The sequence below is a fragment of the Hydrogenophaga sp. genome (assembly GCF_011772445.1).
Classification (GTDB): domain Bacteria; phylum Pseudomonadota; class Gammaproteobacteria; order Burkholderiales; family Burkholderiaceae_C; genus Hydrogenophaga.
The window spans coordinates 12,324-31,511 of sequence record NZ_WVZN01000005.1; the positions used below are offsets into that span (position 1 = coordinate 12,324).

Genomic DNA, 19,188 nt, shown 5'->3' on the forward strand with positions numbered 1-19,188 from the left:
GCGCTTACACCGAAAAGATCTTCCCCGGGTTCAGGATGTTGTCCGGGTCCAGCGCGCGCTTGAGCGTGCGCATCATGTCCACCGCGCCGGCGCCGGCCTCGTCGAGCAGGAAGCCCATCTTGTGCAGGCCCACGCCGTGCTCGCCGGTGCAGGTGCCTTCCAGCTTGAGCGCGCGCGTCACGAGCTTGACGTTGAGGTCCTCGGCCACGCGGCGCTCCTCGGCGTTGTCCGGGTCGATCAGGTAGCCGAAGTGGAAGTTGCCGTCGCCCACGTGGCCGACGAGGAAGTAGGGCAGGCCGCTGGCGTCTGCCTCGGCCACGGAGTCGAGCAGGCAGTCGGCCAGGCGGCTGATGGGCACGCAGGTGTCCGTGCTCACCGCGCGGCAGCCGGGCTTGGTCTGGATGGCGGCGAAGTAGGCGTTGTGCCGCGCGGTCCACAGGCGCGTGCGCTCCTCGGGCGTCACCGCCCACTCGAAGGCCTTGCCTTCGAACTCGCTGGCGATTTCCTGCACCGTCTCGGCCTGCTCCTTCACGCTCGCGGGCGAGCCGTGGAACTCCATCAGCAGCATGTGCTCCTCGCGCAGGCCCAGCTTGCTGTGCGCGTTGACCATGCGCACGGTGTTGGCGTCGATCAGTTCGCAGCGCGCGATCGGCACGCCGAGCTGGATGACCTGGATGACGGTGCGCACCGCGGCCTCGATGGTGGGGAAGGAGCAGATCGCCGCCGAGATCGCCTCGGGCAGCGGATAGAGCTTGAGCGTGACCTCCGTGATCACGCCCAGCGTGCCCTCGCTGCCCACCATCAGGCGCGTGAGGTCGTAGCCGGCGCTGCTCTTCTTGGCGCGGGTGCCGGTGCGGATCACCTCGCCCTTGGCATTGACGACCTCGAGCGCCAGCACGTTCTCGCGCATGGTGCCGTAGCGCACGGCATTGGTGCCGCTGGCGCGGGTCGCCGTCATGCCGCCGATGGAGGCGTCGGCGCCGGGGTCGATGGGGAAGAACAGGCCCTCGCTCTTCACCGCCTCGTTCACGGCCTTGCGCGTCACGCCGGGCTGCACGGTCACGGTCAGGTCTTCGGCGTTGATGGCCAGCACCTGGTTCATGCGGCTGACGTCGATGCTGATGCCGCCCCGTACCGCCAGCAGGTGGCCCTCGAGCGAGGAGCCCACGCCGAAGGGGATGACCGGCACCTTGTGTTGCGCGCACAGGGCCACGGCATCGGCCACGTCGCGCGTGCTTTCGGCGAACACCACGGCTGCCGGGGGCGGCACGGTGACGAAGGCGGACTCGTCACGCCCGTGCTGCTCGCGCACCGCCAGGGCGGTGGAGCACTGGGCGCCGAAACGCTGCTGCAGCTCGGCCAGGAAGGCCTGGGACACCTCGCGCTGCTCGACCGTGGGCAGCAGGTGGGCGACTTGGGTGGGGGCGTTCATGGGCGGTCTCCGGCGCGGTGTTCTGAGCCGCGCAGTGTACGCCCGGGGGGTGTTCAGCGGCGGGGGCCCCGGGCCGTGGGACCGGTCAGCGCGCCCTGCCCGGAGGGCATGGACAGGCTGCTGGGCGTGGCGCCCTGGCGGGGCTTCTGCAGGAACGGGCCGGTGGACGCGGCACCGGCGATGACGAGGGTCCAGGCGGCGAGCAATTGCACGCTGCGCGCTTCGAAGCGCTGGGACAGGGCTTGGGTCTTTCGGGGCAGGCTCATTCAGTCTCCATTGCGCCCCCAGGTGCGGGCGATGGGGGCGATTGCAACGTCTCCATGTGACAGGACCAAGTGTTTTTGCGCGCCGTTGCGGGCTTGACCACCGCTTGACGAGGGTGACATGCGGTTACACGCGGTCGGTGGCGCACAATGCGCGACCGACCACGAGGAAGACCGACCGCCCATGGGCAACCGACTCACCCAGATCGCCACCCGCACCGGTGACGCCGGCACCACCGGCCTCGGCGACAACACCCGCGTGTCCAAGAGCCACCTGCGCGTGCACGCGATGGGCGATGTGGACGAGCTCAATTCCCACATCGGCGTGCTGCTGTGCGAAGAGCTGCCCGCCGAGGTGCGCGATCTGCTGGTCGAGGTGCAGCACCAGCTCTTCAACCTCGGCGGCGAGCTGTCCATTCCCGGCTATGAATTGCTCAAGCCCGAGGCCGTGGCCGCGCTCGACGAGGCCCTGGCGCACCACAACGCGGCCCTGCCGCGCCTGCAGGAATTCATCCTGCCCGCCGGCAACCGCGCGGCCAGCCAGGCGCACGTGTGCCGCACCGTGGCGCGCCGCGCCGAGCGGGCCGTGGTGGCCCTGGGCGAGGCCGACAGCGTGCGCGAGGCGCCGCGCCAGTACCTCAACCGCCTGAGTGACCTGATGTTCGTGCTGGCGCGCGTGCTCAACCGCATGCACGGCGGCGACGACGTGTACTGGAAAAGCGAGCGGCTGCAGCGCGGGGCCAACGCGTGAAGCCCCTGGCGGCGCTCACCCTGGCCTGCCTGACCGCGTCTGGCGGCAGCGTTCAGGCCGCCACCGAACAGGTCGTGCTGAGCTGCGAGGCCGTCTACCTGCCCGCACGCAGCACCTGGGTGCGCGAGGTGCGCTTCACGCTGGACGAGCGCCGCATCCGCGGCGTGGAGATCGACGGCGTGCCGGTGTACAGCTTCTCCGTGTTCGAGACCGTGCTGCTCACCGCGCTGGACAACGAGCGCATCCAGCTCGACACCGCCACGCTCACCTGGCGCAGTGATTTCCGGGGGCAAGCCACCTCCGAGGGCCGCTGTACAAGGAGGTAGCACCCCCCGCCGCGCTGCGCGCGTCCCCCCTCGAGGGGGGCGGCACCGACGGCCCGGCGAAGCCGGTTCCGTGGTGCCTCTGGACTGAAGTCACTTCGTGCGTGGCGCAAGCACGGACATCGTGATGCGCGAGACGCAGGTGAGCTCGCCCGCCTCGTTGCGCAAATCGATGTGCCACACCTGCGTGCTGCGGCCGATGTGCACCGGCCGCGCGAGGCCGGTGACCCAGCCCTGCGTGGCGCCCTTGAGGTGGTTGGCGTTGATGTCCAGGCCCACCGCGCGGTGGCCCTCGGGGCAGGTGAAGGCCGCGCCGCAGGAGCCCAGCGTTTCCGCCAGCACCACGCTCACGCCGCCGTGCAACAGGCCATAGGGCTGCTTCGTGCGCGCGTCCACCGGCACGCGCGCGGCAATGAAGTCATCACCCACCTCGGTGAATTCGATGCCGAGTTGCCGCACGGCGGTGCCCTCGTGCAACTGGTGAAGGATGTCGCAGGAGATGGGGCGGGTCCAGATGCGTGCCATGGCGTTCAGGCCTTTCTTCCGCGGCTCAGCAGCCAGTACAGCGCGATGGCGCCGAAGGTCGCGGTGCCGATGCCACCCAGCGCGAACTGGCCGAACTTGAGCGTGTAGTCGCCCGTGCCCAGGATGAGGGGAATGGCCGCCACCAGCAGGTTGCGGTTGTCGGAGAAGTCCACCTGGTTGTCGACCCAGATCTTGGCGCCCGCGATGGCGATCAGGCCGAACACCACGATGGACACGCCCCCCATCACGGCCAGCGGAATGGTCTGGATCAGCGCGCCGAACTTCGGGCTGAAGCCCAGCACGATGGCGATGACCGCCGCCACCACGAACATGGCCGTGGAGTAGATCTTGGTCGCGGCCATCACGCCGATGTTCTCGGCGTAGGTGGTGACGCCCGTGCCGCCCGAGGCGCCGCTCACGATGGTGGCCACGCCGTCGCCGATGAAGGCCTTGCCCAGGTAGGGATTGAGGTCGCGCCCGGTCATGGCGCTCACGGCCTTCACGTGGCCCAGGTTCTCGGCCACCAGGATCAGCGCCACCGGTGCGATGAGCAGCATGGCCTGCGCGCTGAACACCGGCGTGGCGAAGGTGGGCAGGCCGAACCAGGCGGCGTTGGCCACGCCGCTGAAGTCGATCGGCTTGCCCAGGCCCAGGCCGTTGGTGAGCACGGCGTAGACCACGCTGGCCAGGATCAGGCCCACCAGGATCAGCAGGCGCTGCACCATGCCGCGCGCGTACACGGCCACCAGGCCCACGCTCACGAAGGTGATGGCCTGCATCCAGGCGTCGAAGCCGGTGGGCGCCATGTTCTTGATCGGGATGGCCGCCAGGTTCAGGCCGATCACGGCCACCACGGTGCCGGTCACCACGGGAGGCATCAGCCGTTCGATCCAGTGCACGGCCACGCCTTCCTCGACCTCCTCCACCTCCATGCCCTTCAGGGGCGCGCTCTTGACGTGGCGCACGTTGGTGGCGTGCACGACGAAGCCGATGAGGGTGTAGACCACGCCGCAGGCGATGATGCCGCCGAGTGCCACGCCCAGGTTGGCGTTGGGCCCGCTGCCGGCGTAGCCGCTGGCCGCGATCACCACGCCGATGAAGGCGAAGCTGGAGCCGAGGTAGCTGGGCACCCGGCCGCCGGTGACGAAGAAGAAGATGAGCGTGCCGATGCCGCTCATGAGGATGGCCACGTTCGGGTCGAAGCCCATGAGCAGCGGCGCCAGCACGGTGGCGCCGAACATGGCGATGACGTGCTGCACGCCCATCACCGTGGTCTGTGGCCAGGGCAGGCGTTCGTCGGGGGCGATGACACCGCCCTGGTTGAGGGTGCTCGCCGGTTTTTCTGTCCAGTTGAAGAGGCCCATCTCGCTCGCTCCTTGTTCCGCCGAAGTGGCAGGCGATTGTGCAAGCAAGTGCCGCGATGGACGCGTCGCGTCGGCGCGGCCGCGCGAGGCTCAGGCGCGCTCTTGCAGTCGCGCGCGAAGCGGCGTCAGGGCAAGGGCGAGGGCGGGCGACGCGGAAGGCGCCAGCACCGCGCGGATGCCGCCGGCGATGAAGCCGCACAGGCGCAGCGTGCTGCCAGGCTCGGCGCCCTGGCCCGGCAGCAGCTGGTCGAGCCGGTGATCACCCAGGTGCGCCTGCACCGCACCCAGCGTGAAGCGCAGCGCGTCGGCCAGGTCGGCGCGCGAGGCTTTGGGCAGCGCCGCCTGCAGGGCATCGAGGAAACGCTGGAGCAAGGGGTCGATGTGCTGTTGCAGGGCGGATTCGGCCTCGGGCGTGGCCTGCGCGAGTTCGCGGGCCAGCAGCCGCGCGTAATGCCGGGAGGCGCTGTCGCTGCGCCAGCGCAGCATCGGCTGCACGAAGGCTTCGACCACGCGGTGCAGGCCATCGGGTTCGCTGGCGCCGCGGCGGGCCTCTTCCAGTGCGCGCATGGCCTCGTGGTGCCGGTGGCCGTGCTGCGCGAAGACGGCGCGGAACAGGCCTTCCTTGTGGTGGAAGTAGTAGCCCACCAGGGCCAGCGGCACCTTGGCCGCGTCGGCGATCTGGCGGATCGTCACGGAGTTGAAGCCGCGCTGGGCGAACAGCTGCTCGGCGGCCCGCAGGATGGCCTGCTGGCGTTCGCTGCGCGCAGGCAGCTGGGAAGGGCGGGGTGATGGCATGCGGGACCGGAAATCGAGGAAGGGCGCGTCGCTCAGGCGCGCCGCGGAGACTGACATTCCCGTAGGACGACGCTACGCTGCGGCCCGCAACCCAAAGCAGGAACCCCATGCCAACGCCCCCCTACGTGCCCCAGATCCGCCGCTACACCGATTGGCTCGCGCAGCGCCATGGCCTGCGCTTCGACGGATACCACGACCTGTGGCAGTGGTCCGTCACCGATCTCTCAGGGTTCTGGAAGTCCATAGAAGAATACTTTGGATTGCATTTCGACAGCAAGAACGAGAACGTTTTGTTGCATAACACCATGCCGGGTACCCAGTGGTTCGCGGGCGGTCACGCCAACTACGTGGACCAGGTGTTTCGCCACGTGGCGCCCGCGCACGCGGCCGGCATGCCCGCGCTGATCGCGCGCAACGAAAAGGGCCGCCACACCGAACTGAGCTGGCCCGAGCTGCGCCGCCAGGTGGCCGCGCTGGCCCTGCACCTGAAGGCGCAAGGTGTGCGCCCGGGCGACCGCGTGGCCGCTTACCTGCCCAACATCCCGGAGACGGCGATCGCCTTTCTTGCGGTGGCAAGCATCGGCGGCGTGTGGAGCGTGTGCGCCCCCGACATGGGCACCAACGCCGTGCTCGACCGCTTCCGCCAGATCGAACCTGTGGCCCTGATCGCCTGCGACGGCGTGACCTATGGCCGACGCGACATCGACCGCCTGGGCGTGGTGGCCGAGCTGCGCGCTGCCCTGCCCACGGTGCGCCATGTGGTGCTGCACACCAACCTGGCCGAGACCGCCGACGCCAAGGCCGGCGTGCTGTCCCGCGCGGCACCATGCGCGCACTTCGAGGCGGTGGTGGCGCGCGAGGACGCCGGGACCGCTGCTTTCGAGCCGGTGGAACTGCCTTTCGACCACCCGCTGTGGATCGTCTACTCCAGCGGCACCACCGGGCTGCCCAAGCCCATCGTGCATGGCCATGGCGGCACGGTGCTGGTGGGCATGGCGCTGAAGGTCCTGCACAACGACATCGGCTGCAGCTACGAGCCCAACAGCTGGGGTGAGCGCTACCACTGGTACAGCTCCACCGGCTGGGTGATGTGGAACGCGCAGGTCAGCGGCCTGCTCAACGGCACCACCTGCGTCATCTACGACGGCAATCCCGGCGGCTCCAAGGACGCGCCCGACTGGACCACGCTGTGGCGATTCGCGGCCGAGACCGGCGTCACCTTCTTCGGCGCCGGCGCGGCTTTCTTCGCCAACTGCCTCAAGGCGGGGGTGGACCTGTCGCAATGCGGCGATCTGTCGCGCGTGCGCGCGCTGGGCACCACCGGTTCGCCGCTGTCGGAGGACGCGCAGCGCTGGGGCACGGCGCAGTTCGCCGCCATCGCCGCGAGCGAGGCGCAGAAAGACATCTGGTGGTGCAACATCAGCGGCGGCACCGACTTCGCGGGCGCCTTCATCGGCGGCAACCGCGAGCTGCCGCAGGCGCCGGGACGCATGCAGTGCCGCCTGCTGGGCTGCGCGGTGGAGTCGTGGAACGAGCGCGGCGAGCCCGTGATCGACGAGGTGGGCGAGCTGGTGTGCACGCAGCCCATTCCGTCCATGCCGCTCCACTTCGTGGGTGACAAGGACAACCAGCGCCTGATCGGCAGCTACTTCGACGCTTACCCGCCCGGCCATGGCAGACAACCGGGTGGCGGCGACCTCGGCCCCGAGGCCGGCGCCGTCTGGCGCCACGGCGACTGGCTGCGTGTGCTGCCCGACGGCTCCTGCATCATCTACGGCCGTTCCGACGCCACCATCAACCGCCACGGCCTGCGCATGGGCACGAGCGAAATCTACAGCGCCGTCGAGGCCCTGCCCGAGGTGCTCGATTCCATGGTGGTGGACCTGGAGTACCTGGGCCGCGAGAGCTGGATGCCGCTGTTCGTGGTGCTTCGCCCGGGTTGCACGCTGGACGACGCGTTGAGCGAGCGCCTGCGCGGCGCCATCCGCCAGGCGCTGTCACCGCGCTTCGTGCCCGACGCGATCTACCAGGTGGCCGAGATCCCGCGCACCCTGTCCGGCAAGAAGCAGGAGCTGCCGATCAAGAAGCTGCTGCTGGGCCAGCCGATCGAGAAGGTCATCAACCGCGAGGCGATGGCCAACCCGGGCTGCCTGGACTGGTACGTGAAGCTGGCGCGCGAGCGCGCGGGGGCTTAGCTCGCCACGGTGAAGCGCTGCCGCACGTGTTGCGGCTTCTCGATCTCGTCCACGATGGCCACCGCCAGGTCGGCGACCGAAATGCCCGAGGGCTGATCGCCCTGGCCGGGCAGCAACCGGTCACCGCCCACGCGGTAGCGGCCCGTGCGCTCGCCCGGCGCCAGCGCGATCGGGGGCGAGACGAAGCTCCAGTCCAGCGCGCTCTCGCCACGCAGGCGCGTCAGCAGGTCGCGCGCAGCCAGCGCGCCCTGTTTCCATTCCGCCGGGAATTCGGGCGTGTCCACCAGTTGCAGTCCGGGCGCCACCTCCAGGCTGCCGGCGCCGCCCACGGCCAGCACGCGCTTCACGCCGGCCTGTTTCGCGCCGGCGAGGATGGCGTCGTAGCCCTGGCCGAAGACCTCGTAGATGCGCGGCTCGCTCCAGCCGGGGTTGTAGGCGCTGACGAGGGCGTCCTGGCCTTTGGCGGCGGCGGCGACCTGGGCCGGGTCCAGCACGTCGGCGCGCACCACCTGCAAACCGCCGCGCGCGGCAATCTTCTCGGGGTGGCGGGCCAGCGCGGTCACGGCGTGGCCGCGCGAAAGCAGTTCGTTCAGCACGGCGCTGCCGACAAATCCGGTGGCGCCGATGAGGGCGATCTTCATGGGGTGCTCCTGAAGGGTTGGGGATGGGATTGAGTCTCCCGGCTACACGAACGCCCCACCAGACGGCAGAATCGGCATTCATCTTGTAGCCAATCTAATGAGTGAAGCCCAAACCCTGGCCGACAAGCTGCGCCGCATGGCCTTGTTCGCCGAAATCGTGGACAGCGGCTCCATCAGCGCCGCCGCGCGCCGCCTGGGCACCACGCCCTCGGCCGTGAGCCAGCAGCTGCGCCTGCTGGAGCGTTCGCTGGGCCTGGTGTTGCTGCACCGTTCCACGCGCCGACTCACCCTCACCGAGGCCGGCGAGCGCTACCACCCCGCCTGCGCGGCCATGGTGGCCCAGGCCCGCAGTGCCGACCTGGCCCTGGAGCGCCTGCGCGACGAGCCCGAGGGCGAGCTGCGCCTGGCCGCGCCCATCGGCTTCGGCGAGCTGCTGGCCAGCGCGCTGGAGCCCCTGCGCCGCCACCCGCGGCTGCGCCTGCACCTGCTGCTGGACGACACCCCCATCGACCTGATCGCCGAGCGCGTGGACCTGGCCCTGCGCGTGGGCCGATTCACCGACTCGGCCCTGGTGGCGCGCCGCCTGGGCGAGCTGCAGCGCGTGCTGTGCGCCGCGCCGCGTTACCTGGCCGAGCGCGGCTGGCCGCGCGACCCGGGTGAACTGGCCGGACACGATTGGCTGGGCCTGCCGCCGCGCAGCGGTGCGGTGACGACGCTGGTGTTCCAGGCGCAGGACGGGGCGCGTGCCGAGGTGCGCGTGGAGCCGCGCGTGCTGGCCTCGCAGGTGACGGTGCTGGAGGCCCTGGCGCTGGAGGGCTGGGGGCTGTATGTGGGCATGCGCGACGACGTGCGCACCGCGCTGGAGCAGGGCCGCCTGGTGCCCGTGCTGCCCGACTGGCGCCTGGAGCCGGCCGCGGTGTTTGCCGTCACGCCCCGGCGCGACGAGCAGCCCGCCAAGGTGCGCCACGCGCTGCGGGCGCTGCAGGCGCACTTCGGCCTGCCCGACGGCTGACGTGCGCGCGCGCTGACCGCCGCGCTCAGCGCCGGCTCACCAGCACGATGCCCAGCGCCACGCCCACCAGGGCCAGCACCAGCTTGAGCGTCAGCGGCTCGCCCAGCAGCAGCACGCCGAACACCAGCGCGAACACCGGCGTGAGGAAGGTGAAGGTGCTGATCTGCGTGGCCGGGTAGTGGCGCAGCATCCACATCCAGGCCAGGTAGCTCGCGAAGGCGCCCACCACCGACTGCAGTGCGATGGATCCCCAGGCCAGGCCCGAGTACGACCAGCCCCAGGGTTCGCCCAGCGCGAGCGAGAGCAGCGGCGCCACCAGGGCGGTGACGGCCACTTGATAGAACAGGGTCTTTTCCGCGCTGGTCGTCGCGAGGCGGCTGGCGCGGATGGTCAGCGTCGTCAGGCCCCACAGGATGCCGGCGCCCAGGGCCATGGCGTCGCCACGCCATTGGCCGGCCACCGGCGAAGCGCTGGTGAAGCCTTCGCTGAACGCGGTGGCCACGGCCGCGAAGGCGATCGTCAGGCCGACCCACTGCACGCGGCGCAGCGTTTCACTGGGCACCACGCGGGGCAGCAGCAGGGCCACCACGAAGGGGCTGGTGTACAGAAACACCGTGAGGCGCGACGCCGAGGTGAGCTGCAGCCCAAGGTAGATGAAGGCGAACTCGCCGGCGAACAGCACGCCCGCGAGCAGGCCGGCCTTGAGCGTGCCGTCGCGCTGGAACAGCGGCACGCCGCGCGCCCGGCACCACAGCCACAGCAGCAGCGTGGCGCCCCAGAAGCGCAGGCTGGCCTGCCACAGCGGCGGCACCTCGGCCACCGCGAACTTGATCAGGATCTGCTGGAAACCCCAGAAGGCGCAGCACACCACGAGCAGCGTGACGGCCAGGGAATCGAGGTGGGTCTTGCGGGCGACGGGCAGGGCAGGCGACATGGCCGGCGATTGTGCGCGGCGGCGCGCGCCCGACGTGTCGCGGGGGTTCTTCGCTCAGCGCGCCTGCGCCAGGCGACGGAGCTGGTCCTTCAGGCGCTGCACCTCGGCCGCCGAGAGGTCGGCCAGCATGGCGTTCTCGTGCGCGCGGGCGCGGCGCAGCAGCGGTGCCACCGTCTTCTGTCCGGTGGGCGTGATGGACACCAGCGTGCGCCGCTGGTCCGCCGGGTCGTCGTGCAGGGCCACCCAGTCCTGCGCCACCATGCGCTGCAGCAGCTTGGTGACGGTGGGCTGCTGGCTCAGCACCTCGTGCGCGAGCCGGCCCACCGCCATGGGCGATTCGCCGCTCAGCACGGCCAGCACCCGCCACTCGAGCGAGCCCACGCCGGCCTCGCGCACCTGAGCATCGAACTCCTTGAAGAGGGCGTGGTTGGCCTGGCCGAGCAGGTAACCCAGGTAGTCGTTGGTGAAGCGTTCCTTCACAACGGATGCTCCGCATAAAAGCGCCCGCCGTGGAACAGCAAGGGCGATGCCCCCGGGCGATGGGTGCAGCGCTCCACCTCGCCCACGAAGATGACGTGGTCGCCCTCGGTGTACTGGCTGCGGTTGAAGCACTCGAAGTTGGCGGCCGCGCCATCGAGCAGCGGCGCGCCGTTGCCGCCTTCGGTGAAGGCCACGCCGGCCCAGCGATCGATGCCGCGCGCGGCGAAGCGCTCGGCCAGGGCCTGCTGGTCGGCCGCGAGCACGTTGATGGCGTAGTGCGAGCCGTTGCGGAAGAAGGCCATGGAGCCGGCGTGGTGCGCCAGGCTCCACAGCACCAGCGGCGGCGACAGCGACACCGAGTTGAACGAGTTCGCGGTGAGGCCGATGAGCGCGCCATCGGGGGCGCGCGCGGTGACGATGGTCACGCCGGTGGCGAACATGCCCAGCGAGGCGCGGAACTCGTGCGCCGAAAAATCGGGTGGGCGGGCCGCGTGGCCGGCTTGACGGGCGGGGGACATGGGCTGCAATTTACATGAATTTTCATGAATAATGGGCCTCGACCCATTTCACAACCCCGACAGGAGCACGGATGCTGCAGGAGCGGATCGAACCCGCCTGGATCGACGCCTTCGAGGCCATGCTGAAGCGCTGTGCGCTGCAGCCCGGCGAAGTGGTCGCCATTCTCGGCGAGACCCAGAGCCGGCCGGTGCTGGTCGAGCTGGCCCACCTGGCCGCGGCGCGCCTGGGCGCGCGCTGTTTCCGGCTCACGCTGCCCTCGGTGTTCAGCAACGGCGCGCCGGTGCAACGCTCCACCGGCGCGAGCCCGGCGATCCAGCATCTGCAGCCCGTGATCGCCGCGCTCGCGGGCAGTCAGCTCGTGATCGACTGCACCGCCGAGGGCCTGATGCACGCGCCCGAGCTGCCCGCCATCCTCAAGGGCGACGGCCAGACCCAGCCGCGCGTGGTCTATGTGAGCGACGAACACCCCGAGGCGCTGATGCGCCTGCTGCCCGACGAGGCCACCGAGGCGCGCGTGAAGGCGCACGTCAAGCGCCTGCGCGGCGCGAGGCGCCTTCGCGTCACCTCAGCCGCCGGCACCGACCTCAGCGTCGACCTCAAGGGAGCGGTGCTCGGCGGCAATTGGGGCAGCACCACGCGCCCCGGCACGCTCACGCACTGGCCTGGCGGCATGGTGCTGGGCTTTCCGGCGGCAGGCACGGTCAACGGCAGCCTGGTGCTCGCGGAGGGCGACGTGAACCTCACCTTCAAGCGCTACATCGAGCGGCCCATCACGCTGCGCATCGAATCCGACACCGTCACGCGCATCGAGGGCAGCGGCGTTGACGCCGAGCTGCTGCGCAGCCATTACGCCGCCTGGGGCGAGCCCGAGGCCTACGCCGTGAGCCACGTGGGCTATGGGCTCAACGAACGCGCGCGCTGGGACAGCATGGCGCTCTACGACAAACGCGACTTCAACGGCACCGAGCTGCGCGCCTTTGCCGGCAACTTCCTCTACAGCACCGGCGCCAATGAAGTCGCAGGACGCCACACGCGCGGGCATTTCGACTTCCCGCTGCGCGGCTGCACCGTGTCGCTGGACGACACCGTCGTCATCGACGCCGGGAAGGTGGTGGTCGAATGAACGCGCTGCCCACCTTCACCGCGCTGGGCAGCGGCGCCACCGTGCTCATGCTGCATGGCATCGGCGGTGGCCACCTGGCCTTCGCGCCGCAGGTCGAATCGCTCGCGGGCGCCGGCTACCGCGCCGTGGCCTGGGACATGCCCGGCTACGGCCGCAGCGCGCCCATCGAGCCCTACACCTTCAAGGGCCTCGCGCAAAGCTGCGTCGATCTCATCGACGCCCTGCAGTGCGACAGCGTCACCCTGGTGGGCCACAGCATGGGCGGCATGGTCGCGCAGGAGGTGATCGCGCGCCGTCCCGACAAGGTCAGCCGGCTCGTGCTGGCGGGCACCTCGGCCGCCTTCGGCAAGCGCACCGACGGGCGCGACGCCGAGGCCTGGGCGCGCCAGTTCATCGCCCAGCGCACCGCGCCGCTGGACGCCGGCAAGAGCATGGCCGAGGTGGCGCAGGTGCTGGTGCCGCAGATGGCCGGCCCCGGCGCCTTGCCCGAGGGCCTGCGCCTGGCCGAGCACTGCATGGGCGGTGTGCCGGCCGCCACCTACCGGCGCGCGCTCGACTGCCTCGTCACCTTCGACCGCCAGGCCGCGCTGCGCGACATCCGCGTGCCCACGCTGCTCATCGGCGGCGAGTTCGACCGCGTGGCCGCGCCCTCGGTGATGAAGCAGATGGCCGAGGCCATTCCGAACGGGCGCTACGCCGAGCTCAAAGGCATCGGCCACCTCATGAACCTCGAAGCGCCCGAGGACTTCGACGGCCTGCTGCTCGGCTTCCTGGCCGAGCCCGCGCCCTCGCCCGCGAAAGACCTGCACTGACCAGAGAACCAAGGAGACAGCATGCAACGCGAGCCCCTGAACACCGGCCTGGACTTCACCCCCGCCGTGGGCGACATGGCCTTCACGCCGCTGCAGCGCGAGTTGCTCACCGTGGCGAACCGCCTGGGGCGCGAGAAATTCGCGCCCCGCGCCGCCCAGTGGGACCGCGAGGCGAGCTTTCCTTTCGCCAACTACGAGGACTTGCGCGAGGCCGGCTTCCTGCGCCTGTGCGTGCCCAAGGACCACGGCGGCCTGGGCGCGGATTACCCCACCTACATGATGGTCGCGGCCGAAATCGGGCGCTTCTGCGGCGCCACCGCCCTCACCTGGAACATGCACATCTGCAGCACCATGTGGACCGGCGTGCTGGCCGACGGCATCGCCATGACCGAGGCCCAGCGCGCCGAACACGCGGCGCGGCGCAAGCTGCATTTCCAGCGCATCGTCAACGACGGCGCCGTGTACGCCCAGCCCTTCAGCGAAGGCTCGGCCGCCGCGGCCGGGCGCGCGCCCTTCGGCACCACCGCGAAGAAGGTCGACGGCGGCTGGCTCATCAACGGCCGCAAGATCTTCGCCAGCCTCTCGGGCGCGGCCGACTACTACGGCATCCTGTGCACCGAAGACGTCGAGGGCAAGGACCCGGACCCGCGCGACACGATGTACATCAGCGTGCCCGCCACCAGCGAAGGCCTCGGCATCAGTGGCGACTGGGACCCGCTGGGCATGCGCGGCACCGTGAGCCGCAACCTCACCTTCAAGGACGTGTTCGTCACCGACGCCGAGCAACTCATGCCGCGCGGCATCTACTTCGTCGGCGCGCAGACCTGGCCGGCCATGTTCTTCACGCTGGCGCCCACCTACCTGGGCCTGGCCAACGCCGCCTACGACTTCACCGTGCAGTACCTGCGCGGCGAGGTGCCGGGCGAGCCGCCGGTGAAGCGCCGTCAGTACCCCACCAAGCAGATCGCGGTGGCGCAGATGCGCCTGCAGCTCGAAGGCATGAAGGCGCTGTTCACGCGCGCCATCCAGGAGGCTCGGCCCAACCCGGGCAAGGACGAGAAGCTGCGCCTGTACGCGGCGCACCACGCGGTGATGGAAGGCGCCAACGACATCGCGCGACTGGCCATTCGCACCTGCGGTGGCCAGAGCATGATGAAGCACCTGCCGCTGGAACGCCTGTACCGCGACAGCCGCTGTGGCTCGCTCATGCTGCCCTGGACGGCCGAACTCATCGTCGACCGCATGGGGCGCGAGACGCTTTACGAGCCAGGGGAAAAGGACGCCTGAGCCTTTGCTTGCCGGGCCGCCCGCGCGGCCTCGAAGCCGTGGAAGCCAAAGGCCATGGCGGGCCGCTCGCCGCTGATGAGCTCGGCCAGGGCCTTGCCCGAGCCCGCGCCGTGCGTCCAGCCCAGGGTGCCGTGGCCGGCGTTGATCCACAGACCCTTCACCGGCAGCCGGCCGATCAGGGGGATGTTGGTCGGTGTGGCGGGGCGCAAACCGGTCCAGAAGCGAGGGGTGCCGCCCTCGGCCGGCACGCGCGTGTCGGCCACGCCGGGGAACACCTGCTCGATGCGGCGCACCAGCATCTCGCAGCGCTTTTGCGCCAGCGGCGTGTCCAGCGACAGGTCGAACCCGCCGAGCTCGATGGTGCCGGCCACGCGCAGCTCATCGCCCAGGCGCGACATCGCGATCTTCAGGCTGTCGTCGATCATGCTCACCACCGGTGCGCGCGCGGGCTTGAGCAGCGGCAGCGTGGCGCTGTAGCCCTTGCCGGGGTAGATGGGCACGCGCACGCCGATGCGCGCCAGCAGCGGCGTGGTGTACGAGCCGCAGGCCACCACGGTGGCGTCTGCCTTGAGCGCGCTGAGCACGCCGGTGGCGCGGCTGCGCACGCGCACGTGGTTCAGTGCGCCGCCGGCCACATCGAGTCGTTCGATGTCGTGATGGAAGAGCATCCGCGCCCCGCGCGCGGCGCACAGCGAGGCCAGCGCTTGCGTGAACACCCGTGCGTCGCCCGATTCGTCGGTCTCGGTGAAGGTGCCGCCCACGATGCGATCGGCAAAGGCCGAGAGCGCGGGCTCGATGCGCAACAGCTCTTCGCGCGACACGACCCGCCGCTTCACGCCGAAGCGCGCCATCAGCTCGGCCGCGCCGGCCGCGCCGTCGAACGCCCGCTGGTCCACGTAGTAGTGTGCGATGCCGCGCTCCAGCCGCTGATAGTCGATGCCGGTCTCGCGAACCACGTCTTTCAGCGCGGCGTGGCTGTACGAGCCCAGCGCCACCAGTTGCGCCACGTTGCGCTCGAAGGCCGCGTCGTTGCACTGCGCCAGGAACTGCAGGCCCCAGCGCCACTGCGCCGGGTCCATCTGTGGTCGGAACAGCAGCGGCGAGGTGGACGAGAACATCCACTTCAGCGCCTTCAGCGGCGCCTCGCGGTTGGCCCAGGGTTCGCAGTAGCTCACCGAGATCTGCGCCGCATTGGCGAAGCTGGTTTCCAGTGCGGCGTCGGGCTGGCGGTCCACCAGAGTGACCTCGTGTCCGCGCTGCAGCAGGTGCCAGGCGGTGCTCACGCCGATGATGCCGGCGCCCAGGACGGTGACTTTCATGGCTTTCTCCGAACAGCGGATCGCTGATCCCGGCAGTGTCGGGAAAGCGTGAACTCAAGTGAAGCGGGATTCAAGCAAAATCGAGTTCATCAGTTTTGCTGATAAAGGAGCCGACCATGTCCACCTTCGATCCCGATGCCCTGGAGTGTCTGGCCGCCATCGTGGAAGAGGGCGGCTTCGAGCGCGCCGCCCGGCGGCTGTCGATCACGCAGTCGGCGGTCTCGCAGCGCCTGCGCGCGCTGGAGGCGCAGGTGGGCACGGTCCTCATCGTGCGCAGCCGACCGCTCAAGGCCACACCGGCCGGGCAGCTCATGATCAAGCACGCCAAGATGATGCGGCTGCTGCGCGCCGACCTGGAGAAGGACCTGAAGGAACTGGCGCCCAGCAGCGCCGCCAGCGCGCGGGGCGAGGAGCGCATCTCGGTGGCGATCAACGCCGACAGCATCGCCACCTGGGCGCTGCCCGCGCTGAACGAACTGGCGCGCCAGGGCCTGCCGCTCGAGATCATCGCGGACGACCAGGAATTCACGCACGAGTGGCTGCGCGAGGGCCAGGTGCTGGGCTGCGTCACCTCGCTCGGCCAGGCGCTGCGCGGCTGCCGGATGGAGCCGCTGGGTGTCATGGACTACGTGCTGATCGCCCAGCCCGATTTCGCGCGCGAGCACTGTCCGCGCGGCTTGAACTCGCACAACTTCCACCGCCTGCCCTTCATCGCCTTCAACCGCAAGGACCACCTGCAGCACGCCTTCGTGGCCGAGGCCTTCGGCCTGCAGCGCGTGTTGCTCAAGCAGCGCTTCGTGCCCTCCAGCGAAGGCCAGGTGCGCGCCGTGCTGGCGGGCTGGGGCCTGAGCGTGGTGCCCTGGCTGCTGGTACGGGAACTCATCGAGCGCGGCGAGCTGGTGAACGCGGCGCCGAAGCATCGCTTGGGCGTGGCACTGCATTGGCATTGCTGGAACCTCAGTTCCGATGTGCTGGACGCGTTGAGCGCGGCCCTGCGCGCAGCGGCCACCCTCAGCCTGCGCCGGGCATGAAAAAAGCCGCCCGCGGGCGGCTTCATTCGAACGGTGGGCCGCAGGCTTCAGCGAACGATCAGCACCGGCGAGGTGCAGTGCGCCAGAACCCGGGTGGCCACCGAGCCCAGCACCAGGTTGCCCAGCGCGCCGTGACCATGCGAGCCCATGATCACCATGTCGAACTTGCCCGAGTTGGCCGTCTTGGCGATGACCTCGCCGGCCGCGCCGGTCTTGTGCACCAGCTTGGCATTGATGCCGTGGCGCTTCAGGAATTTGTCCACCGGACCGGTGATCTTGGCCGCTTCGTCCTCGTAGTACTGGTTGGCCACGTCGGCGCCGACAGCGGCGCGGGCCCGCGGCGGCAGCGGCGACTGGACTGTGATCGCGGTGAAGTCGTTGTTGGCGCCGAACAACTCGTCGTGGGTGGTGAGGTAGGCGAGCATCTTCTTCGTGTACTCGCTGCCATCGACGGCCAGCAGGATCTTCATCGCGGTTCTCCTTGGTTGTTGATCGAGTGAGGAACGGGGCCAGTGTACGGGCCGAGGCGCGCCACGGGTTTGCGCAGGATCAAACGGGCTGGCCCCTCGCTTCCACTGGCACCAGGCAGACCGGATCGAAGGCCAATTGTTCCTTCTTGTCGTGGTAGCCCAGCGGGTTGGCGCGAATGCGGCATCGGCCCACGCGCACATCGGTGGGGCAGTGCAGGTGGCCGTGCAGCCAGAGGTCTGCCAGCGGCAGCAGCTCGTCCAGCGCGTTGCAGAAGCCCGCCGTGCCGGGCGTGAGGCCGTAGCGCGGGTCGGCACTGTGCAAGGTGGGGGCGAAGTGCGTGATGACGACGGTGGGGCCGTCAAAAGGCTGTGCCAGGGCCTCACGCAGCCAGGCCTGGCACTCCAGGCCCAGGTCGCGCATGGCGGCGGCGTCGAACAGGGTGCCGTGTCGTCGCGCGTCCATCTGCCGCAGGTAGTGGTTGGCGGCGCGGAACGCTTTTTCGCGTTGCAGCAGCGGGTCGCTGCCGGGCGGGCGGATGGCGTCGTAGTCGCTCCACAGCGTGGTGCCGACGAAGCGCACGCCGCGCCAGACCCAGGTCTGGCGCTCCAGCCAGCGCAGGCCCAGCCGCTCACAGGTGGCGCGCAGGGCGGCGTGCGCCTCGTCCACGTCGAGAGCGTCGTACTCGTGGTTGCCCGGAAGGTAAAGCACGGGCACTGGCCAGTCGGCGAAGCGGCGCAGGCCCCAGTCGGGCTCGGGCATGGCGCTGCCGTCGCGCCGGCGCTGGTAGGAGCCCACGTCGCCGGCCAGCACCAGCAGGTCGGCGCCGGGCGCGGGTTGCGGTTCGAAGTCGCGGTTGGCTTCGAGGTGCAGGTCGCTCAGCAGCTGGATGTTCATCATGGGGCGATTGTGTTCGTGCCGGCGCCCTGCAGGCCGCTGTCGGCGGCAGAGCGCGACACCGCCTCGCGCAACCACCGGTGCGCGGCGTCGTGCTGGCGTTGGCGGTGCCACAGCGTATCGACGTGCACCTCGGGCACCGCCAGGGGCAGCTCGCTGATGGCCAGCTCGTCTTCCATGCCGGTGGCCGACAGAAAGTGGCGCGGCAGCACGGTGAGCAGGTCGGTGGTGGCCACCACGCGCCCGGCGGTGAAGAACTGGTTGACCGTGATCACCACCCGCCGCTGGCGCGAGCGCGCCGCCAGGGCTTCGTCGACGAAACCGAAGGGCCGGCCCGAGAAGCTCACCAGCAGGTGACGGGCCGAACAGTACGTGTCCAGCGAAAGCGGCCGTCCGGCCAGGGGGTGGCCGCGGCGCATCACCACCACGTAGTCGCCGTCGTACAGGCGCTCGAAGGCGAAGCGCGGCAGCTCATCTTGCTGTTGGCGCGCGCCCAACTCGGCAATGACGGCAGGGAAGTGCCCGATGGCGAGGTCCGCGTCACCCTTTTCCAGCAGTTGGCGCGGGTCGCGCGTGGTCAGCGGCAGCACACGCAGGTTCACGCCCGGGGCCTCGCGCTCCAGGATGTCGATCAGGCTGGGAATCAGCTTGGCCGAGGTGGCGTCGGCCATGGCGACCTGGAAGGTGCTGGTCGCGGTGGCCGGCTCAAACGCGCCGGGCGACAGGGCGCCGCGCAACAGGCCCAGGGCCTCGCGCACCGAGGGCCACAGGGCCAGGGCGGTGGGTGTGGGTTCGACCCCAAAGCCCGAACGCCGCACCAGTTCGTCGCCCACCAGCTCGCGCAGGCGGCGCAGGGCATTGCTCACCGCTGGCTGGGTCATCGACAGGTTGTAGGCCGCCCGGGTGAGGTTGCGCTCGGCCATCACCTCGTCGAACACGCGCAGGAGATTCAGGTCGAGGGTGCGAAAGTTCAGGGAAACCATTTATACGGGGAATGGTACCCATCATCAGAATAAA

21 protein-coding genes are annotated in these 19,188 nt (G+C 70.0%); 8 read left to right on the forward strand and 13 right to left on the reverse strand.

Translation table 11 applies throughout. The features are described from left to right. Window positions 1-4 precede the first annotated feature (4 nt). A complete protein-coding gene (locus GTO19_RS01560) occupies window positions 5-1,432 on the reverse strand; it encodes an FAD-linked oxidase C-terminal domain-containing protein (RefSeq protein ID WP_291017670.1) in 1,428 nt (475 codons plus the stop codon). A 53-nt stretch (window positions 1,433-1,485) separates the two neighbouring features. Beyond that, window positions 1,486-1,698, reverse strand: a complete 213-nt coding sequence (locus tag GTO19_RS01565; RefSeq protein WP_291017672.1) for a hypothetical protein — start codon at window positions 1,696-1,698, stop codon at window positions 1,486-1,488. Between the two features lie 181 nt (window positions 1,699-1,879). On the opposite strand from GTO19_RS01565, the gene GTO19_RS01570 reads away from it, so the two are divergent. After that, window positions 1,880-2,446 carry a cob(I)yrinic acid a,c-diamide adenosyltransferase gene (locus GTO19_RS01570; RefSeq protein ID WP_291017675.1) on the forward strand — a complete coding sequence of 189 codons (567 nt, stop codon included), beginning with the start codon at window positions 1,880-1,882 and terminating at the stop codon, window positions 2,444-2,446. Then, window positions 2,443-2,772 (forward strand): hypothetical protein, encoded by a 330-nt coding sequence (locus tag GTO19_RS01575; protein ID WP_291017678.1) that lies wholly within the window; start codon window positions 2,443-2,445, stop codon window positions 2,770-2,772. The genes GTO19_RS01570 and GTO19_RS01575 overlap by 4 nt, the downstream gene beginning before the upstream one ends. Window positions 2,773-2,862: 90 nt before the next feature. Here GTO19_RS01575 and GTO19_RS01580 read toward each other — a convergent pair whose 3' ends face one another. The 3 genes from GTO19_RS01580 to GTO19_RS01590 form a co-directional block, all read right to left on the reverse strand. Next, on the reverse strand, window positions 2,863-3,294 hold the full coding sequence (locus tag GTO19_RS01580) for a hotdog fold thioesterase (protein ID WP_291017681.1): 432 nt from the start codon (window positions 3,292-3,294) through the stop codon (window positions 2,863-2,865). A gap of 5 nt (window positions 3,295-3,299) precedes the next feature. Further along, window positions 3,300-4,658, reverse strand: coding sequence for a solute carrier family 23 protein (locus tag GTO19_RS01585; RefSeq protein WP_291017683.1), 1,359 nt, complete (start codon window positions 4,656-4,658; stop codon window positions 3,300-3,302). A 90-nt stretch (window positions 4,659-4,748) separates the two neighbouring features. Continuing rightward, on the reverse strand, window positions 4,749-5,453 hold the full coding sequence (locus GTO19_RS01590; RefSeq protein WP_291017685.1) for a TetR/AcrR family transcriptional regulator: 705 nt from the start codon (window positions 5,451-5,453) through the stop codon (window positions 4,749-4,751). Window positions 5,454-5,560: 107 nt separating this feature from the next. On the opposite strand from GTO19_RS01590, the gene GTO19_RS01595 reads away from it, so the two are divergent. Then, on the forward strand, window positions 5,561-7,648 hold the full coding sequence (locus GTO19_RS01595; protein WP_291017687.1) for an acetoacetate--CoA ligase: 2,088 nt from the start codon (window positions 5,561-5,563) through the stop codon (window positions 7,646-7,648). On the opposite strand, the gene GTO19_RS01600 is transcribed toward GTO19_RS01595, so the two are convergent. After that, on the reverse strand, window positions 7,645-8,289 hold the full coding sequence (locus tag GTO19_RS01600) for an NAD(P)-dependent oxidoreductase (RefSeq protein ID WP_291017689.1): 645 nt from the start codon (window positions 8,287-8,289) through the stop codon (window positions 7,645-7,647). The two genes, GTO19_RS01595 and GTO19_RS01600, sit on opposite strands and share 4 nt — an antisense overlap. A 97-nt stretch (window positions 8,290-8,386) precedes the next feature. Between GTO19_RS01600 and GTO19_RS01605 the strand changes: the two genes are divergently transcribed. Continuing rightward, window positions 8,387-9,301, forward strand: coding sequence for a LysR family transcriptional regulator (locus tag GTO19_RS01605; RefSeq protein ID WP_291017692.1), 915 nt, complete (start codon window positions 8,387-8,389; stop codon window positions 9,299-9,301). A gap of 25 nt (window positions 9,302-9,326) precedes the next feature. On the opposite strand, the gene GTO19_RS01610 is transcribed toward GTO19_RS01605, so the two are convergent. From GTO19_RS01610 to GTO19_RS01620, 3 genes are read right to left on the reverse strand one after another with little or no spacing between them, the layout of a single operon-like run. Continuing rightward, a complete protein-coding gene (locus tag GTO19_RS01610) occupies window positions 9,327-10,235 on the reverse strand; it encodes a DMT family transporter (RefSeq protein WP_291017695.1) in 909 nt (302 codons plus the stop codon). Between the two features lie 54 nt (window positions 10,236-10,289). Continuing rightward, entirely contained in the window at window positions 10,290-10,715 is a 426-nt protein-coding gene (locus tag GTO19_RS01615; RefSeq protein ID WP_291017698.1) for a MarR family winged helix-turn-helix transcriptional regulator, read from the reverse strand. Then, window positions 10,712-11,233: a flavin reductase family protein gene (locus GTO19_RS01620; protein ID WP_291017701.1), complete on the reverse strand. Its 522-nt coding sequence runs from the start codon at window positions 11,231-11,233 to the stop codon at window positions 10,712-10,714. The genes GTO19_RS01615 and GTO19_RS01620 overlap by 4 nt, the downstream gene beginning before the upstream one ends. Before the next feature lie 71 nt (window positions 11,234-11,304). Between GTO19_RS01620 and GTO19_RS01625 the strand changes: the two genes are divergently transcribed. From GTO19_RS01625 to GTO19_RS01635, 3 genes are read left to right on the forward strand one after another with little or no spacing between them, the layout of a single operon-like run. Further along, the gene (locus GTO19_RS01625; protein ID WP_291017703.1) at window positions 11,305-12,357 is read left to right on the forward strand and encodes a peptidase M29; all 1,053 of its coding nucleotides are present in this window, start codon (window positions 11,305-11,307) and stop codon (window positions 12,355-12,357) included. Further along, complete coding sequence (locus GTO19_RS01630) at window positions 12,354-13,169, forward strand: alpha/beta hydrolase (RefSeq protein ID WP_291017706.1); 816 nt, start codon at window positions 12,354-12,356, stop codon at window positions 13,167-13,169. Before GTO19_RS01625 ends, GTO19_RS01630 begins: the two co-directional genes overlap by 4 nt. Before the next feature lie 36 nt (window positions 13,170-13,205). Then, window positions 13,206-14,456, forward strand: coding sequence for an acyl-CoA dehydrogenase (locus tag GTO19_RS01635; protein WP_291018255.1), 1,251 nt, complete (start codon window positions 13,206-13,208; stop codon window positions 14,454-14,456). On the opposite strand, the gene GTO19_RS01640 is transcribed toward GTO19_RS01635, so the two are convergent. Then, window positions 14,429-15,775: a D-amino acid dehydrogenase gene (locus GTO19_RS01640; protein WP_291017710.1), complete on the reverse strand. Its 1,347-nt coding sequence runs from the start codon at window positions 15,773-15,775 to the stop codon at window positions 14,429-14,431. The genes GTO19_RS01635 and GTO19_RS01640 overlap by 28 nt on opposite strands. A gap of 116 nt (window positions 15,776-15,891) precedes the next feature. Here GTO19_RS01640 and GTO19_RS01645 point away from each other — a divergent pair, with 116 nt between their 5' ends. Beyond that, complete coding sequence (locus GTO19_RS01645) at window positions 15,892-16,806, forward strand: LysR family transcriptional regulator ArgP (protein ID WP_291017712.1); 915 nt, start codon at window positions 15,892-15,894, stop codon at window positions 16,804-16,806. Between the two features lie 47 nt (window positions 16,807-16,853). Here GTO19_RS01645 and GTO19_RS01650 read toward each other — a convergent pair whose 3' ends face one another. The 3 genes from GTO19_RS01650 to GTO19_RS01660 all read right to left on the reverse strand — a co-directional run bounded on the left by GTO19_RS01650 (window position 16,854) and on the right by GTO19_RS01660 (window position 19,154). Beyond that, a complete protein-coding gene (locus GTO19_RS01650; protein ID WP_291017714.1) occupies window positions 16,854-17,276 on the reverse strand; it encodes a universal stress protein in 423 nt (140 codons plus the stop codon). Between the two features lie 79 nt (window positions 17,277-17,355). Continuing rightward, window positions 17,356-18,171, reverse strand: coding sequence for a metallophosphoesterase (locus tag GTO19_RS01655; RefSeq protein WP_291018258.1), 816 nt, complete (start codon window positions 18,169-18,171; stop codon window positions 17,356-17,358). Further along, a complete protein-coding gene (locus GTO19_RS01660; protein WP_291017716.1) occupies window positions 18,171-19,154 on the reverse strand; it encodes a LysR family transcriptional regulator in 984 nt (327 codons plus the stop codon). Before GTO19_RS01660 ends, GTO19_RS01655 begins: the two co-directional genes overlap by 1 nt. Window positions 19,155-19,188 lie beyond the last annotated feature (34 nt).

Excerpts from the sequence above, each read along its gene's own strand:
- GTO19_RS01560 (WP_291017670.1), bottom strand. The coding sequence starts at position 1,432 with ATGAACGCCCCCACCCAAGTCGCCCACCTGCTGCCCACGGTCGAGCAG.
- GTO19_RS01565 (WP_291017672.1), bottom strand. The coding sequence starts at position 1,698 with ATGAGCCTGCCCCGAAAGACCCAAGCCCTGTCCCAGCGCTTCGAAGCG.
- GTO19_RS01570 (WP_291017675.1), top strand. The coding sequence starts at position 1,880 with ATGGGCAACCGACTCACCCAGATCGCCACCCGCACCGGTGACGCCGGC.
- GTO19_RS01580 (WP_291017681.1), bottom strand. The coding sequence starts at position 3,294 with ATGGCACGCATCTGGACCCGCCCCATCTCCTGCGACATCCTTCACCAG.
- GTO19_RS01585 (WP_291017683.1), bottom strand. The coding sequence starts at position 4,658 with ATGGGCCTCTTCAACTGGACAGAAAAACCGGCGAGCACCCTCAACCAG.
- GTO19_RS01590 (WP_291017685.1), bottom strand. The coding sequence starts at position 5,453 with ATGCCATCACCCCGCCCTTCCCAGCTGCCTGCGCGCAGCGAACGCCAG.
- GTO19_RS01595 (WP_291017687.1), top strand. The coding sequence starts at position 5,561 with ATGCCAACGCCCCCCTACGTGCCCCAGATCCGCCGCTACACCGATTGG.
- GTO19_RS01600 (WP_291017689.1), bottom strand. The coding sequence starts at position 8,289 with ATGAAGATCGCCCTCATCGGCGCCACCGGATTTGTCGGCAGCGCCGTG.
- GTO19_RS01605 (WP_291017692.1), top strand. The coding sequence starts at position 8,387 with ATGAGTGAAGCCCAAACCCTGGCCGACAAGCTGCGCCGCATGGCCTTG.
- GTO19_RS01610 (WP_291017695.1), bottom strand. The coding sequence starts at position 10,235 with ATGTCGCCTGCCCTGCCCGTCGCCCGCAAGACCCACCTCGATTCCCTG.
- GTO19_RS01620 (WP_291017701.1), bottom strand. The coding sequence starts at position 11,233 with ATGTCCCCCGCCCGTCAAGCCGGCCACGCGGCCCGCCCACCCGATTTT.
- GTO19_RS01625 (WP_291017703.1), top strand. The coding sequence starts at position 11,305 with ATGCTGCAGGAGCGGATCGAACCCGCCTGGATCGACGCCTTCGAGGCC.
- GTO19_RS01630 (WP_291017706.1), top strand. The coding sequence starts at position 12,354 with ATGAACGCGCTGCCCACCTTCACCGCGCTGGGCAGCGGCGCCACCGTG.
- GTO19_RS01640 (WP_291017710.1), bottom strand. The coding sequence starts at position 15,775 with ATGAAAGTCACCGTCCTGGGCGCCGGCATCATCGGCGTGAGCACCGCC.
- GTO19_RS01645 (WP_291017712.1), top strand. The coding sequence starts at position 15,892 with ATGTCCACCTTCGATCCCGATGCCCTGGAGTGTCTGGCCGCCATCGTG.
- GTO19_RS01650 (WP_291017714.1), bottom strand. The coding sequence starts at position 17,276 with ATGAAGATCCTGCTGGCCGTCGATGGCAGCGAGTACACGAAGAAGATG.
- GTO19_RS01655 (WP_291018258.1), bottom strand. The coding sequence starts at position 18,171 with ATGAACATCCAGCTGCTGAGCGACCTGCACCTCGAAGCCAACCGCGAC.
- GTO19_RS01660 (WP_291017716.1), bottom strand. The coding sequence starts at position 19,154 with ATGGTTTCCCTGAACTTTCGCACCCTCGACCTGAATCTCCTGCGCGTG.